General features: G+C 65.9%; 14 protein-coding genes. 10 read left to right on the top strand and 4 right to left on the bottom strand.

Annotation, left to right across the window (positions count from 1 at the left end; genetic code table 11):
- The first annotated feature begins 154 nt into the window (after positions 1–154).
- The 8 genes from AC1HIL_RS36520 (at position 155) to AC1HIL_RS36485 (ending at position 8,115) form a co-directional block, all read left to right on the top strand.
- Complete coding sequence (locus AC1HIL_RS36520; protein ID WP_479668750.1) at positions 155–883, top strand: VirB8 family type IV secretion system protein; 729 nt, start codon at positions 155–157, stop codon at positions 881–883.
- Positions 883–1,722 (top strand): TrbG/VirB9 family P-type conjugative transfer protein, encoded by an 840-nt coding sequence (locus AC1HIL_RS36515; protein ID WP_479668751.1) that lies wholly within the window; start codon positions 883–885, stop codon positions 1,720–1,722. Before AC1HIL_RS36520 ends, AC1HIL_RS36515 begins: the two co-directional genes overlap by 1 nt.
- Positions 1,719–3,068: a type IV secretion system protein VirB10 gene (gene virB10 / locus AC1HIL_RS36510; protein WP_479668752.1), complete on the top strand. Its 1,350-nt coding sequence runs from the start codon at positions 1,719–1,721 to the stop codon at positions 3,066–3,068. Before AC1HIL_RS36515 ends, virB10 begins: the two co-directional genes overlap by 4 nt.
- Positions 3,031–4,176 carry a P-type DNA transfer ATPase VirB11 gene (gene virB11, locus AC1HIL_RS36505; RefSeq protein ID WP_479668753.1) on the top strand — a complete coding sequence of 382 codons (1,146 nt, stop codon included), beginning with the start codon at positions 3,031–3,033 and terminating at the stop codon, positions 4,174–4,176. Before virB10 ends, virB11 begins: the two co-directional genes overlap by 38 nt.
- A complete protein-coding gene (locus tag AC1HIL_RS36500) occupies positions 4,142–6,085 on the top strand; it encodes a type IV secretory system conjugative DNA transfer family protein (protein WP_479668754.1) in 1,944 nt (647 codons plus the stop codon). Before virB11 ends, AC1HIL_RS36500 begins: the two co-directional genes overlap by 35 nt.
- Before the next feature lie 27 nt (positions 6,086–6,112).
- Positions 6,113–6,862 carry a hypothetical protein gene (locus AC1HIL_RS36495; protein ID WP_479668755.1) on the top strand — a complete coding sequence of 250 codons (750 nt, stop codon included), beginning with the start codon at positions 6,113–6,115 and terminating at the stop codon, positions 6,860–6,862.
- Between the two features lie 63 nt (positions 6,863–6,925).
- The gene (locus AC1HIL_RS36490; protein ID WP_479668756.1) at positions 6,926–7,837 is read left to right on the top strand and encodes a TraX family protein; all 912 of its coding nucleotides are present in this window, start codon (positions 6,926–6,928) and stop codon (positions 7,835–7,837) included.
- On the top strand, positions 7,834–8,115 hold the full coding sequence (locus AC1HIL_RS36485; RefSeq protein ID WP_479668757.1) for a YlcI/YnfO family protein: 282 nt from the start codon (positions 7,834–7,836) through the stop codon (positions 8,113–8,115). The genes AC1HIL_RS36490 and AC1HIL_RS36485 overlap by 4 nt, the downstream gene beginning before the upstream one ends.
- Before the next feature lie 203 nt (positions 8,116–8,318).
- Here AC1HIL_RS36485 and AC1HIL_RS36480 read toward each other — a convergent pair whose 3' ends face one another.
- The 3 genes from AC1HIL_RS36480 to AC1HIL_RS36470 are packed head-to-tail and all read right to left on the bottom strand — an operon-like array spanning position 8,319 to position 11,207.
- On the bottom strand, positions 8,319–9,404 hold the full coding sequence (locus AC1HIL_RS36480) for a carbon-nitrogen hydrolase family protein (RefSeq protein WP_479668758.1): 1,086 nt from the start codon (positions 9,402–9,404) through the stop codon (positions 8,319–8,321).
- A gap of 53 nt (positions 9,405–9,457) precedes the next feature.
- Positions 9,458–10,975 carry a sodium:solute symporter family protein gene (locus AC1HIL_RS36475; protein ID WP_479668759.1) on the bottom strand — a complete coding sequence of 506 codons (1,518 nt, stop codon included), beginning with the start codon at positions 10,973–10,975 and terminating at the stop codon, positions 9,458–9,460.
- Positions 10,976–10,979: 4 nt separating this feature from the next.
- The gene (locus AC1HIL_RS36470) at positions 10,980–11,207 is read right to left on the bottom strand and encodes a hypothetical protein (RefSeq protein WP_479668760.1); all 228 of its coding nucleotides are present in this window, start codon (positions 11,205–11,207) and stop codon (positions 10,980–10,982) included.
- 251 nt (positions 11,208–11,458) lie between these two features.
- On the opposite strand from AC1HIL_RS36470, the gene AC1HIL_RS36465 reads away from it, so the two are divergent.
- Complete coding sequence (locus AC1HIL_RS36465) at positions 11,459–12,430, top strand: helix-turn-helix transcriptional regulator (RefSeq protein ID WP_479668761.1); 972 nt, start codon at positions 11,459–11,461, stop codon at positions 12,428–12,430.
- A 19-nt stretch (positions 12,431–12,449) separates the two neighbouring features.
- Here the strand turns inward: AC1HIL_RS36465 and AC1HIL_RS36460 are convergent, their stop codons facing one another.
- Entirely contained in the window at positions 12,450–12,575 is a 126-nt protein-coding gene (locus AC1HIL_RS36460; RefSeq protein ID WP_479668762.1) for a hypothetical protein, read from the bottom strand.
- Between the two features lie 21 nt (positions 12,576–12,596).
- On the opposite strand from AC1HIL_RS36460, the gene AC1HIL_RS36455 reads away from it, so the two are divergent.
- Positions 12,597–14,441: an ATP-binding protein gene (locus AC1HIL_RS36455; RefSeq protein WP_479668763.1), complete on the top strand. Its 1,845-nt coding sequence runs from the start codon at positions 12,597–12,599 to the stop codon at positions 14,439–14,441.
- Positions 14,442–14,468: the final 27 nt, after the last annotated feature.

The following is a 14,468-nucleotide window of genomic DNA, read 5'->3' as shown; positions in this document are numbered from 1 at the left end:
CTTTATAGGAGCTCTCACGTGAGATTCATGGTCGCACTCTTGCTCACTCTGGCGCTTGGCGGCTGCGGCACGCGAGCACCCCGTCCTCCGACCTGCGAAGGCGCCCTCACACCCATCAATGGCTCCCCGGCACCCCTTCCTGCAGGAGGCTCCGATGCATGGTGACGAGGCGCTCGAGCGCTACGCGCTCGAAGCTCAGAGCTGGGAGCTCGATCGCGCACGTCGCGCCCAAGGGTCGGCCAAGACCGCCTGGGTCGTGGCCGCGGCCGCCACGGCCGTCGCGGTATTCGCCGTGGCCGCTGTCGCTGGACTCACGCCCCTCAAGCAGCCGGTGCCGGTGGTCATTCGCGTGGACAGCAGCAGCGGCATCGTCGACATCGTGCCGACCTACGAAGGTACCACCGACATTCAAGAGGTCGTGACGCGCAACCTGCTGCAGAACTACGTCATTGCACGCGAGCGCTACTTCTACGCGACCGCCGAAGCCGACTACGAGTTGGTCGCCTCCCAGAACTCGCCTCGCCTGAACCAGGCCTGGGCGGCGTCGTGGGCTGCCAACAATCCACTCTCGCCGCTCAACACCTTCAAGGACGGCACCGCCATTCGCGCGCAGGTGCGTTCGGTGACCTTCCTGAAGCTGGAAAGCGGCAAGGACAAGCTCGCACAGGTTCGCTTCAGCCGCTACGCCCGAGCCGGTGGCACCGGCGATGAGCAGACAACCCATTGGGTGGCGACGATCGAGTTCGCCTACGTGCCGCCTTCGAAGGATGACAAATGGCGCTCGCTCAATCCCCTGGGCTTCAGGGTGGTCGAATACCGTCGCGAGCCCGAAGTCGCACCGACCGTCGCCGTCCCCCTCTCCCCCGCAAAGCAGGCGCGCTGATGAACCATCGTCTCGCATCTTTTCGCCAGCCCGCGCTCGTGCTGGTGCTCGCCATCGGCTGGCTGTGCACCACCCACTCGGCGGTGCGCGCTGCAACGATCCCGCCCGAGGGGCACGTGGATGCGCGCGTGCGCACCATCGACTACGACGCGGAGGACGTCATCAGCCTGCATGGCTATGTGGGCTACCAGATCCACCTGCAGTTCGCCGAGGGCGAGACTTTCGTGAACCTGGGCTCCGGCGACAACGGCTCCTTCGACGTCGGTGCGCTGCGCAACCACCTCTTCCTCAAGCCGAAGGAAGCGCAGGCCAATACGAACCTCACGATCCTCACCGACCGTCGCACCTATCACTTCGACTACATCGTCTCAGCCCGGGCGCCCGCCGGGGCTGCAGCGCGACGGATGATCTATTCGATCCGGTTCAACTATCCGGCCGACACGCGGCGCGCTGCCGAAGAGGCGGCCCAGCGTGCTGAGGTGGACGCGAAGCTCGCCCGCCCGGCAGCCCCGCGCAACTGGGACTACTGGTTCTGCGGAAGTGAGTCGCTCAGGCCGATCCGCGCCTCCGACGACGGTCACCACACCCGGCTTCGTTTCGCCGACCAGGCGGAACTGCCGGCGATGTTCGTTCAGAACGACGACGGCACCGAGTCGTTGCTGAACTTCAACATCGACGCCGACGAGATCGTGATCCATCGCCTCGCGCGTCGCCTCGTGCTGCGCCGGGGGCAGCTCGTGGGATGCGTGGTCAACAAGGCACTCGCAAGCGGTGCGCGCGCGCCCGGCGCCACGGTGGCGCCCGATGTCCAACGCACAACCGTGGGAGAACAGCCATGAGCGGCGCATCGAATCCGGAGCGCGAACCGCCAGCGAATTCATCCGCCGACGACGAAGCGCTCGAAGGGAGCCGCCGCGCGAGCGCGGTCGACCCCGACACCGGCGAGCTTTTTTCCGTTCCCCGCCGCCCCGAACGCGCGCATGCCTCCCACACCGAGCGCGGCCATGCGATCGATGGTGAGCGGACCATTCCGTCCGTAAATCGGGAACGGACGATCCAGTCGAGGATCAGCAGCTTCGTGGCGATCGGCACCATGCTGCTGCTGGGTACCGGCTTCCTGTTCTGGTACTACAGCACCCAATATGCCAAGGGCCGCGAGGCGCAGTTGGCCGCGCAGAAGGCCTCGGCCGCCCGCGCCGGCGGCGAAACCAAGGTGCCGCCGCTGGGCCGGATCGACCCGCCGCCGACGCCACCCCAGGCCTCCGCATCGCCACCCAGCACTTCACCGGCCGCAGCGGCGGCGTCCCCCCCGGGCGGCCCCCCGTCAAAGACACCGGCCCAGCTTGCGCTTGAGCGCAAGCTCGGAACGCCCGTGATGCGGCACGCGCCGTCGCCTGACGCAGCCGCAGCAGCGGCCGCTTTCGTCGGCGGCCCCGCCGTGCCGCCGGCAAGCGGCATACCCAACATGGCGCAGATCCTGGGGGCCTTGCAGCCACCACCCTCCGGCCCCTCCGCCCCTCCCAGCCCTCCCGGCCTCGAGGGCAGTCTCCGGCCGACCCGCACCCCCGCCGTTACAGCACAGCTTCTGCCGACGCGCCGTTTTCTTCTGCCCAAGGGCGCGTTCATCGATTGCACATTGGAGACCGCGATCGATTCGACCTACGAAGGTCTCACCACCTGCATCGGGGCCAGCGACATCTACAGTGCCGACGGCAAGGTGGTGCTGCTCGAGCGCGGCACGAAGTACGTGGGTGAGCAGCGCGGCTCGCCCCGCCAAGGGCAGGGCCGTGTTTTCGTGCTTTGGAGCGAGGCGAGAACGCCCACCGGGGTGGTCGTCCAGCTGGCATCGCCTGGCACCGACGAACTGGGGCGCAACGGCTTGCCGGGTTTCGTGGACACCCACTTCTGGGAGCGTTTCGGCGCGGCGATGCTGCTGTCGGTCATCGACGGCACGATGCAGGCACTGACAGCGCAGCAGCAAGGCGACGCCGGCCCGGCCAACCGCGGTGCGCTGGTGATCGGTCCCCAAGGCAGCCGGGACATCCTGACCGAGGTACTGCGCGGCACCATTGCGATCCCTCCGACCGTGATCAAGAACCAAGGCGAACGCATCCAGATCCTGGTGGCCCGGGACGTGGACTTCCGCGATGTCTATGCCCTACGCGTCGCGCCAGCCCAACCCTGAGGGAGCGGAGGCCTCGCGCCCCGCCTGCCTTGCGGCCGATGACCTCTCTGGCTCGTCGACAGAAGCCACGCCAACGCCGCCCTCCTCGCTGGCGCTGTTCCTCGACCCGCTGATGCCGCTGCTCGAGGACACCGAGGTCACGGAGATCTGCATCAACGAACCGGGAATCGCCTTCGTGGAACGGCAGACGGGATGGACACGCGAGATCCTCGCGTTCGCGAGCTTCGAATGGTGCATGTCGATCGCCAAGCTCGTTGCCAACTTCACGAAGCAGCGCGTCTCGGCCCAAGAACCGTTGTTGTCGGCCACCTTGCCTGGTGGCGAACGCATACAGATCGTGCTGCCGCCGGCGACCTCCGAGCAGACCGTCTCCATCACGATTCGTCGTCCCTCCAGTGCACTGTGGTCGCTCGATCAACTTGAATCGATGGGCGTGTTCGAGGCGACACGCTACAACGAAGCGGCATTGAAGGCAGCGTCGGAGGCGGGCTCGGCGGGCCTCGAAGACTGCGAGCTTGCGGGCCTGCTTCGCGAACGCAGGTTCGGAGACTTCCTGCGCCGCGCAGTTCAACTGCGCCGCAACATCTTGCTGTCGGGCGCCACCGGCTCGGGCAAGACCACGCTGAGCAAGGCGTTGATCCTCGAAGTGCCCGCCGAGGACCGGCTGATCACCATCGAAGACGTCAGGGAGCTGTCCCTTCGCAACCAGCCCAATCACGTGCGTCTGTTCTACTCCCAGGGTGCTCAGGGACAGGCGATCGTGACGCCTGGGCAGCTCCTGGCTGGTGCCAAGCGCCAGCGTCCCGACCGCATCTTCCTGTCCGAGCTGCGAACCGGCGATGAAGTCTATGACTACCTCGTCTCGGTGAACACGGGCCATCCGGGTTCGATCACCAGCGTCCATGCCGACAGTGCCCAGATGGCCTTCGTGGCACTCGCGCAGCTGATGAAACGCAGCGCCGCGGGCCAAGGCATGACCACGCGTGAAGGCGTGGAGCTTTCGCAGCTGAGCGTGGACGTCGTCATCCAATGCGCACGTGTGCGGCAGCGACGCATCGTGCAGGAGATCTGGCATGACCCCAGCACCAAGCGTCGAGCCTTGGCCTAGTGCTTACAGGATCGCCGGTGCCTTGCTCGTCGCGGCCGTGGTCGGCCTGTGGGCGGCCGGCTACGCCTTCTTGATGCTCATGAAGCTGCCGCCCGAGAGCGCCACGCTGTCGACGATCGTTGACTACTGGCTTGCTTACGGTGACCACCCCGAAGTTCGCCGATCGCTGCTGGCCGCTTTGGTGGGAGCACAAGGGATCACGCTCGGTGGCGTCGCCATCGCGATGGTCCCGCGCCGACGCGCGCTGCATGGCGAGGCCCGCTTCGCCACGCACCGCGAGATCCGGAAGGCCGGGCTGCTTGCAGACAACGGCATCGTTCTCGGGCGCCTGGGCGCGCGCTACCTCGTGCTCGCCGGTCAGCAAGGCGCCGAGGTCGAGGCACCTCCTCGCAGCGGCAAGGGCGTGGGCGTGGTGGTGCCCAACCTGCTGAACTGGCCCGGCTCCACCATCGTGAGCGACGTGAAGGGCGAGAACTTCATGCGTACGGCGGGATTCCGGCTTTCCAAGGGTCAGGAAGTGCACCTGTTCGATCCCCTGTCCGAGCAGGAGCGCTCCTCGCGCTGGAATCCGCTGGGCTATGTGTCGCAGATGCCTTACCGCTGCATCGACGACCTGCAGCGCATCGGAACGATGCTGTTCCCGGATCCCCTGGCGGGCGATCCCTTCTGGACCTCGTCCGCGCGATCGCTGTTCCTCGGGATCGCGCTGTACCTGTTCGAGACACCCGGGGCGACACGCACCTTGGGTGAAGTCCTGCGCCAGGGCATGGCAAGCGACGCGGAGGGCTTCCAGAAACATTGGAAGCGCGTCATCGAATCGTGCGAGCGCGCCGGCTACCCGCTTTCGCAGGAGGCTGTGCGCAGTCTCTACGACGTCATCGACCTCGCACCAACGACCGCCTCGAGCATTCGCAAGACCTTCACGAGTCGACTTGATCTTTGGCTCAACCCCATGATCGACGCGGCCACTTCGGCCAACGACTTCGATCTTCGCGACCTGCGCAAGCGTCCGATCTCGATCTATGTGCAGATCAACCCAGACAACATCGCGCGTCTGCAGCCCTTGCTCAACCTGTTCTTCCAGCAGGCCATCGGTTTGCAGACACGTGAACTGCCCGAGAGCAACCCGGCCCTGAAGCACCAGTTGCTGCTCATGCTCGACGAGTTCCCCGCGCTTGGACGCATTCCGGTGATCGCGGAATCCACGGCGTTCCTGCCCGGCTACAACGTGCGCACCGTGGTGATCGTCCAGTCCAACTCGCAGCTGATCGAGAAGTACGGTGTGGAAGGTGCCAAGTCGATTCGAAAGATGCTCGCCGCGCGCATCGTTTTTCCGCCCAAAGAGTACGAGGATGCCGAGGCCATCTCGCGCGAGCTCGGCACCTACACGGTCCGCCAGAGGAGCGTCAGCCGACCGATGTGGGGCGGCTCAGGCACATCGGGCAGCGTCAGCATCAGCGAACAGCCGCGCCGGCTGCTGCTGCCCCAGGAAGTCAAGGAGCTCGACCCGGCGCGCATGATCCTTTTCTACGAAGGACTCCGGCCCGTCCTCGCTCACCGCATCATCTACTTCAAGGACAAATCCTTTGCCCGGCGGGAAATCGCTCCACCCGAAGTCCCGAAGCTTGAGATGGCCGCTCGTGCAACCACGGCACCTGCCGGGAATGCGATGCCTGCGCCTGCGCCACCGGCAGGATCGAGCGCTGCGAGTTCGACAACGCCCGCCACGGCCACGGGCCATGCGCGGGCGAAGGACGACCTGCAGATGGCCCATGCCGTGCTCGACGGCAGCTTGGATCTGAAGGACTTCTCTTTCGACTTCGACGACGTGGACATCCCCACCGAGCCGCTCAGTGAGGCGGAGATGAAGCGGCGCACCGACGAGTTCATGGCCCGCCTGCTGGTCTGAGCGGTCCATTCCAACCAAGGTCATCGCATGCACTCCTCATCCAACGCCGGCTCACTCGGCGCGCAGCCGCCAGGGGCCGCGCCACCGCCGCCATCGGGATCCGATGATCCGCAGGAGACCGCCGACACAAGGCGCCCGCGCGGTGGCCGCGCGCCCGTGCGCGGCGTGTTGCTGGAGGCCGCCGCAGCGCCTTATCGGTTCGATCCGGCAGCACGACGCTCGTTCTACGTGCTCCTGCGCACGGAGGTTGGAGAGCGCAGGCTTTGGGGCGCCGACCTGAAAGCAGCCCTCCAGCGAGCGGTCTCCCAGCCACGCATCGGAGACGAGGTCGTCGTCCTGCCCCTGGACACGAAACCCGTCCGGCTTCGCGTTCCCGCCCAGGATGGCCATGCAGACGCTGTCGGCGAAGAGCGGGTGCTTGCGCAGCGGCGTCACTGGCGCATCGAGACGCAAGACCATATGCACATGCTCGCGCAAGAGGCCCAGCAGCTGCGCGTTGAACGAACGCTGCCGCCAGGGAACATGGAGCGCGACCCCCGTCTGACGTACGCCATGGCCGGGCTCCAATTGGCTGCACAGTATGTGCGACGCCTCACCGCCGATCCGCGCTCTCAGCAGCGGTTGCTCGCATCCATTCGCCATCGCATCGCTGATGCGCTCGTGGATGGACTGGACATCCATCTCCCAGACAAGCGGGTGACGATGGCGCGAGCACCCAGCCTGCCAGCACCGGGACGCGCCGCCGAGTGGGACAGGCATGCCCATGAGCGGACGTGAACTCGCAAGACAGAGGCGCGCGCGCTTCGGCTGGCCCGGCAGGCTCGCCCCGTACATTGCCTGATGACCATGCGTCGTGATGCTCGCACCAGGACGTCGATACCCACGACACGTGGAGACGGCACCGGCGAAGCGGCGGCCAGCGGCCGCTGGCACATCGCGGACGGATCGCTCGAGGCGCTCAAGTGGCTCGCGCTGGCATTGATGGTGGGGGACCACGTCAACAAGTACCTTCTGGGCGGGCAGGTCGCCACGCTCTACCTGCTCGGTCGCATGGCGATGCCGCTCTTTGGCTTTGTGCTCATGTACAACCTCGCGCGCCCTCGCGTGGAGGCCGCGAGTGTTCATCGACGTGTAGTGAAGCGGCTCGCGGCCTTCGGTGTGCTCGCAACGCCCGCGTTCCTGCTGCTGGTCGGATGGTGGCCACTGAACATCATGGCGACGTTGCTCGTCGCGACCTTGATCGCCTGGTTGCTGGAACTCCGGACCGTTGGCCATCGATGTCTGGCACTGGTCGCCTTTGTGGTTGGTGGCACGGTGGTTGAATTCTGGTGGCCGGGACTGCTGTGCTGCCTGGGCGCGCGCTCCTTCACTCGTCGTCCGAGCATCAAGACCGCGATCGCCTGGCTGCTTGCAACCGCGTCCCTATGGCTCGTCAACGGCAACTTCGCTGCCATGGCCGCGCTGCCGCTGATCTTGGGGTTCAGCCGCATTCATGTCCCCCTTGAACGGCAGCGATGGGTCTTCTATGCCTTCTACCCCGTACACCTGTTCGTTCTTGCTCTTGTGCTGCATCTCGCCAGCACACCGCGCTGTGCGCGGGCATGCTCACAAGTTGCAACGAACCTCATAAGGGCCCCTGAAGTGCAGTCACTCGCTGGCGCAGCCGAATCGGCCCGACTCAAAGCTATCGAAGGTGTCAGCGCGGCCGGAGGTGGCGATTCAAGTACAAACGTGACAAAGTGGCCACCATGAATTCACGCATCGTGACTACCTTTGACGTCAATCCTGAACTGCGTGCCGAACTCGAATCGGTTGCGGATGCTGACAGACCCGTCAGCACTTCTGCCGCCGATGGGACGTGCCGAGCCGTCGAACTCTGCCGTGTTCAAGGTGAGTTCTACGCGCGTGGGGATACCGCTTGGCAAGAATATCTACGAACTGGTGTTTCGCACCCTGTGGGCGAAGTGTTCGATCGCATCCAGGCTCGCATTGATGCACGACGTCGCGAGCTTCGAGACCCAAACACATGACCGGGGTTCGCGGGGTAGAGATGACCCCCGCGAAATCCTTCCCGCCCGACAGATGAAGGTGTTGGCCGTTCATCATCAGCGCGAAGCGGACTACCGCTGAGACGACGCGGCCTTGGGTCTGCGACCCGGGCTTGCGGACCGAGTCACCGCGCAGATGAAGTGGGGCGAGCGTCGATGACCCGCCGAGTGGGCGGGAAGCCTCATCAAGCCGGACTGTTCGCGCCGAACGCGTGCTCGGTCACCGAATCGGTGTCGAGGCGCGGCGCCTGCCCGGACGCGCTGCTCTCGGCTTGAAGCGCCAGATCGAAGGCATGGACCCGGTGGTTCGGTGCCCGGTTGATCATCAGCCGCATGACATCGGCGCGCGCATAGTGGCCCGCAGGATCGGCGGCCGCCTTGGCCACCGCGATTTCGCCCAGGTCGATCTCGGCGCAGATGACGCCCTCCCAGGTGTCCGGCATGCGTTCGGACAGCGGGTTGCCATGCGGCCCGTAGATGACGGAGTGCCCGCCACCGACCGTGAACAGCGCATGCTTGGCCGGCGTATCGCAGATCTGCGACACCATCGACGCCGAGGTCACGGCCGAGGGGGCCAGCACGAAGCAGCCGCCCTCCAGCGCATAGGTCTGCGTTGCCGCGAGGCTGACCTCCGCGCCCAGCGCGTAGGCGTTCTCCTTGTAGAGGCTGAAGCCGGGCCAGGCGGCGATGTGCAGCTGCTCGTTCTGGCTGTACATCGCAAACTTCGTGAGGGGCTGCAGATGCTCCCAGCAGGAGAGCGCGCCGATGCGGCCCAGCGGCGTGTCGCTCACCACGAGGTCGCTGCCATCGCCTTCGCCGAAGACGGTGCGCTCCATGTGCGTCGGCTTGAGCTTGCGCCGGCGCGAAACGGTCTCGCCCTGGTCGTCGATGATCCAGTTGCCGACGTACAGGCTCGCGCCCAGTCGCTCGACGACGCCGAGCGACACGAAGATGCCGAACTGCTTCGCGGCCGCGGCGATGCGCCGCGCGCCCTCGCCGTCGTAGCTGAAGGCGTTCTCGAAGAAGCGCCGCACCCAGCCCTTGCCGAAGCCCCAGGCCGGCGCGTCGAGCCACACCCACCAGGGGTAGCCCGGAATCCAGTCCTCCGGAAAGGCCACGATGGCGGCGCCCTTGCCGGCCGCCTCCTCGATGTAGCGCACGGTGAGATCGATGGCGGCGTCGTGGTCGCAGAAACCCGGCGCGGCCTGCACCACGGCCGCGAGGAACTTGGGAGGGAAAAGTGGCGACGACGCGCCAGTGGATGCTTTCATGGACGAAGCGCTCCTCGAAGGATGAGTGAATGGGTGGATGGATGGAGGGAAGCTCAGGCGCGCGCGGAGGCACCGACGCTCGCCGCAGGCGGCACCGGCTCGGCCACGGCCTCGCGGGTCAGCCCGAACAGGCCGTCGATGCGCTGGCGCTCGGCCGCGCCGTGGGGCCGCAGCCATGCGAAGCCGGCGTAGATGGCCAGGTTCACGGCCAGCGCGATCACGCCCGAGGTCAGGCCCCAGGCGGCTTCGAGCTGCCGGGCGAAGAAGCTCTCTAGCACGATGACGAGCACGAAGCCCACGACCATGCCCGCGATCGCCCCTTCCTTGGTGCCGCGCTTCCAGAAGATGCCCAGGAACTGCGGCACCGCGAGCTGGATGACGCCCTGGTAGGCCAGCACCGCGAGCGCGAACAGCGCCGGCAGCTTGAGGCAGGCGACCCAGGCGGCCAGGGCCGTGAGGACCACCATGCCGATCTTCGACACCGTGACCAGCTGCCGCTGGCTCAGCGTGGCGTAGTTCCCGACCAGGTCGTTGGCGATCTGCGCGCCCGTCGCCTGGATGCTGCCGTCGGTGTGGCCGATCGATGCAGCCAGCAGCACCACGCCGGCCAGCCCGAGCAGCAGCAGGCCACCCGCTTCCTGGCTCACGATGAACCACACGTCCTCGGGGTGGCTGGCCACGGAGGGAAGCTGCGAGGCGAGCATGCCGAAGATCAGCAACGGGATGCAGAACACCAGCGACGCGGGCATCGCGATGGCCGCCGATTTCTTCAGCGCCGCCACGCCGTCGGCGGTGAACAGGCGCACAAAAATGAACGGCAGGCACCAGCCGCCGATGGTGCTCGTGAACAGCAGGCTGAACAGGTAGAGCGGCCCCTCCTTCGAGCCGAAGGACGGCAGCGAGAACATCGCGGGATCGAGCGACTGCAGCCGCACGCCCTTGCTGGTCCACAGCCACACGACCAGGCCGCACAGCATCAGGCTGCCGAAGATGTAGGCCACGATGCCCTGGTACATGTCCGAGATGATCACGCCGCGCATGCCCATGCGAACGGCCCAGATCTGGCGGATCGCGACCACCACCACGCCGAGGATCACTGCCTCCGAGAAGGGTAGCGCACCGAGCGACATTAAGTGGAAGAGGCCGCCCATCGCCTGCATCGCGAGCACCAGCCAGGGGAAGCCCGACACGATGCCGATCAGCGCCGCGATGGTGCGGATGTGCCTGGAGTCGTAGCGCAGGGCGAACAGGTCGGGCTGCGTGCGCAGGTCGAAGCGCTGGCCCCAGGTCCACACGCGCTGCGACATGGCGTACATCAGCACCACCGTCATCAGGCTGTAGGCCAGCACGTAGAACGAGATCACGCCGGCACTGACGGCCAGGCCCGCGAAGGCAGTGAACATCGCGCCCGGATACCAGGTGTTGAGGAAGGACATGGCCTGGTAGTTGGCCCCGAACGAGCGGCCGCCCACGGCGTAGTCGGTGAAGGACCGGTCCTTGCGGTAGCTGCGGTGCAGCACGTAGATGATGACGAGGAAGAAGGCCAGCTGGAGGCCGAATGTCAGCGCCATGGCTTCACCCCCTTTCCGCTTCGCCGTATTCGGCGACATAGGCGGCCACCACGCTGGCCGCGATCGACACGCTGAGCGCGAGGAAATAGAACAGGGTCAGCGGCAGGCCGAGGACCGGCGCCCGGTGGTCGTTGACGAGCCAGTGCACGGGCGGCAGCAGGAGCAGCAGCGCATTGAGCAGGAACCACCACCGGATCGAGGCCGGTAGCCGTGGAAGTGTCGCGAGGGGCATGGGAGGCTTTCGGGAAGGCCGCGGGCTGCGGAAGGGAAAAGGGCCGGTACGAGGTCTGCGAGGCGGATCCATCGCATCGCGACGGACTCTAGGAGCGCCGTCCTTCGGCGTGCACCGTTCAAATGAACGGGGTCGGTTCGCGAGGGCGGGCAAGCCGCATTGGCAAGGCGGAGACGCAAGGCTAGGATGGCCCACCACACCATGCGATGGCATATGGCTTGCTTGTTGGAACGCCCCCAGTTGGAACTCCCATGCTGAACAACCTTCAGGAGTGCGGCAATCTGATCCTTCGGATCAACGAGGCGGCCTACGAGACGCGCGAGGAGGACTTCCAGGCGCGCGTGCTGAGCGACATCGATCGCGTGATCGGTTTCGATCGCGCGTGGTGGGGGATCATGTCGCCCGTCGCCGCAGGCGGCTTTCGTCTGCTGAGCTCCTACCGGGCCAACCTGCCCGCGTCCTACGTCGAGACCTGGGACACCTGCACGCCCGACGATCGCCTGGCCAGCAGCGTCAGCGACGCGCCCACCCACACCGTGCGCTTCGACACCCACCAGCTCCACAGCACGCCCGGCCTGTACGAGATCAACGCGGGGGTCGGCAACCGGCATGCGCTGTGCACCGCGATCAAGCTCGCGGAGCGTCCCGGGGACTTCCTGTTCGTCTCGCTGTTCCGCGGCGGCCGCAGCCCCGCGTTCGACACCTCCGAGGCCTGGGCCAAGCAGTTCCTCATGCCGCATGTCTTCATGGGCTGGCGGCACAACCTCGGGCTCAATCAGGAGCGCGCCGATACGCAGCCGTCCGGCGGACTGCTGGCGTCGGCCTTCGTCGACCTCCAGTGGGGCGTGATCGAGAAGTCGGCGAGCTTCCAGGACTGCGTGACCCGGATCTGGCCCGCGTGGGCGCCGCCAGCGCTGCCGCCGGCGCTCGTTTCGGCCTTGCGCCGCGACGGCGCGCGCAGCGTTTTCTCGGACCTGGTCTTCTCGATCGAGGCCGCGGGAGCACTCCAGCGGCTTTCGGTTCGCAGGCTGCGCGCCATCGATCGCCTCACGCCGCGCGAGTCCGACGTGGCGCGCGCGTTCTCCTCGGGCCAGTCGTACAAGGAAGTCGCCCGCGCGCTGCAGCTGTCGCCAGCCACCGTCAGGCACTACCTGCGCGAGATATACATCAAGCTCGGGCTGACGGACAAGGCGGAACTGGCGAGCCTGTTGAACGCGCCGTGATTCGCCGCCGTCGACGCCCTCAGGCGACGACCGCCTTGCCTATCTCCTCGATCACCTTTTTTCCGTCGCCGACCAGCATCATGGTCATTCCCATGCAGGACAGCTGTCTGCCCAAACCCGAGATCTCCGGGGCAGCTTGGCGCATGTTTGCCGGCAGGGCTGGACAATGCGCGTCGACGCTGGGCAGTTCAGCGGTCGCTGGTCCCTCCTACGCCAGCTCGCCTCAGGCTGTGATAGCTTTCGTTTTCACCGAATCCCGATCGAAAGCACCGTGGCGCCTGCTTCCATCTCAGCGGCATTTTTGCCACCCGACTCGGCACTCGCCGCGCTGATTGCCCAGCTTGATTGGGCGTCTACGCCCTTGGGCCCGATCGATCAATGGCCTCAGCATCTGTGCTGCGCCGTGGGCATCGTGCTGCATTCGCCGAAGCCCATCGCGCTTCTTTGGGGCGAAGCCGGCATCATGATCTACAACGATGCCTATGCCGTCGTCGCAGGCGGGCGGCATCCAGCTTGCCTGGGTCAACCCTTGCGCGAAGCGTGGCCGGAAGTGTCCGAGTTCAACGATCGCCTCATGAAGACGGTGCTGGCCGGCAAACCTCAATCCTTCGAAGACCACGAGTTCACCTTCTTGCGCAACGGTTCGCCGGAAAGTGTGTGGCTCACTCTCGACTATTCGCCGGTGCCGGATGCCGGCGGAGGGTTCGCTGGAGTGATGGCAACGGTGACCGAAACCACGGGCAAGGTGATGGCAGAGCGCGAGCTGCGCAAGGCCAATCAAACGCTGGAGGCGAGGATCGAGGAGCGCACGCGCGCGCTCGTGGAAGCCGAGGATGCGCTGCGCCAAGCTCAGAAGATGGAGGCGATTGGCCAGCTCACCGGAGGCATCGCACATGATTTCAACAACCTGCTCGGCACCCTGAAGGTCAGCTTCGAGCTGCTCGAACTGCGCATGCGTTCCGGCGACACGCAGCAAGCGCAGCGCTATATCACCGTGGGCAAGGAAACAGTGGAGCGGGCGGCTTCACTGACCCAGCGTCTTTTGGCCTTCTCTCGCCGCCAGACCTTGGATCCGCGGCGAATTGAGCTTCGCCCTCGCCTGGCCCAGTTCGAGGAACTCGTTCGCCGCAGCGTCGGGCCCTCGATCGCCGTTCAGTTCAATCTCCCGGAAGACCTCTGGCCTGTGCGCGCAGACAGCGCGCAACTCGAGAACGCGCTGCTCAACCTGTGCATCAATGCACGCGACGCGATGCAGCCCGGTGGGGGAAGCTTGACGGTGACGGGCACCAACTGTTCATTTCCCCGCGACGCAAGCACGCCCATCGGGAACGCGCCTGGTGACTACGTGTGCCTCGAGGTGCGCGACACGGGTTGCGGCATGGATGCGCAAACCAAGGCTCATGCCACGGAGCCGTTCTTCACAACCAAACCCTTGGGCCAGGGCACCGGCCTGGGTTTGTCGATGGTGTACGGATTCGCCCGCCAATCGGGTGGCCAAATGCGCATCGAGTCGGCATTGGGTCAAGGCACCACCGTCAGTATCTATATGCCCCGTATCGACGGCGATGCGAACGACGCGGAGGCTGCGGTTGGTCAGCGCAACCCAACAAGCGATACGGCGGCATTCTCAGCACCGAGGTCGGCGCGCGTGCTTCTGATCGAGGACGAGGCACCGCTTCGAGCCCTGCTCCAGGAAGAACTTGTCGCCGCGGGCTACGAAGTCACTGCCGCGGCAGACGGCCGGGAAGGCCTTGCGTGCCTGGATGACGGGCCAAACAACGACCTCCAGATCCTGATCACCGATGTCGGACTTCCCGGTGGCATGAATGGACGCCAGGTCGCCGATGTCATGCGCCTGCGCAAACCCGACCTCAAGGTGCTGTTCATCACGGGCTACGCGGCCGGCGCCGCCGTGGGCAATGGTCTTCTGGAGCCTGGGATGGAAGTGATGACCAAGCCTTTCGAGCTGGGCGAATTCAAGCGGCGCATTGCCCGGATGCTCGACACCTGAGCCAACGGTCGGCAGACAGCAATGCCA

It is taken from the genome of Variovorax sp. ISS6 (assembly GCF_056523145.1).
The sequence above is the reverse complement of the archived record's forward strand: the minus strand, read 5'-3'. Positions and strand labels throughout refer to the sequence as shown.

Bases quoted from the DNA above. Each gene is read 5' to 3' on its own strand.
- AC1HIL_RS36455 (WP_479668763.1), top strand. From the start codon at position 12,597: ATGCGCGTCGACGCTGGGCAGTTCAGCGGTCGCTGGTCCCTCCTACGC.
- AC1HIL_RS36480 (WP_479668758.1), bottom strand. From the start codon at position 9,404: ATGAAAGCATCCACTGGCGCGTCGTCGCCACTTTTCCCTCCCAAGTTC.
- AC1HIL_RS36500 (WP_479668754.1), top strand. From the start codon at position 4,142: ATGACCCCAGCACCAAGCGTCGAGCCTTGGCCTAGTGCTTACAGGATC.
- AC1HIL_RS36465 (WP_479668761.1), top strand. From the start codon at position 11,459: ATGCTGAACAACCTTCAGGAGTGCGGCAATCTGATCCTTCGGATCAAC.
- AC1HIL_RS36475 (WP_479668759.1), bottom strand. From the start codon at position 10,975: ATGGCGCTGACATTCGGCCTCCAGCTGGCCTTCTTCCTCGTCATCATC.
- AC1HIL_RS36515 (WP_479668751.1), top strand. From the start codon at position 883: ATGAACCATCGTCTCGCATCTTTTCGCCAGCCCGCGCTCGTGCTGGTG.
- AC1HIL_RS36470 (WP_479668760.1), bottom strand. From the start codon at position 11,207: ATGCCCCTCGCGACACTTCCACGGCTACCGGCCTCGATCCGGTGGTGG.
- AC1HIL_RS36460 (WP_479668762.1), bottom strand. From the start codon at position 12,575: ATGCGCCAAGCTGCCCCGGAGATCTCGGGTTTGGGCAGACAGCTGTCC.
- virB11 (WP_479668753.1), top strand. From the start codon at position 3,031: ATGTCTATGCCCTACGCGTCGCGCCAGCCCAACCCTGAGGGAGCGGAG.
- virB10 (WP_479668752.1), top strand. From the start codon at position 1,719: ATGAGCGGCGCATCGAATCCGGAGCGCGAACCGCCAGCGAATTCATCC.
- AC1HIL_RS36520 (WP_479668750.1), top strand. From the start codon at position 155: ATGCATGGTGACGAGGCGCTCGAGCGCTACGCGCTCGAAGCTCAGAGC.
- AC1HIL_RS36490 (WP_479668756.1), top strand. From the start codon at position 6,926: ATGACCATGCGTCGTGATGCTCGCACCAGGACGTCGATACCCACGACA.
- AC1HIL_RS36485 (WP_479668757.1), top strand. From the start codon at position 7,834: ATGAATTCACGCATCGTGACTACCTTTGACGTCAATCCTGAACTGCGT.
- AC1HIL_RS36495 (WP_479668755.1), top strand. From the start codon at position 6,113: ATGCACTCCTCATCCAACGCCGGCTCACTCGGCGCGCAGCCGCCAGGG.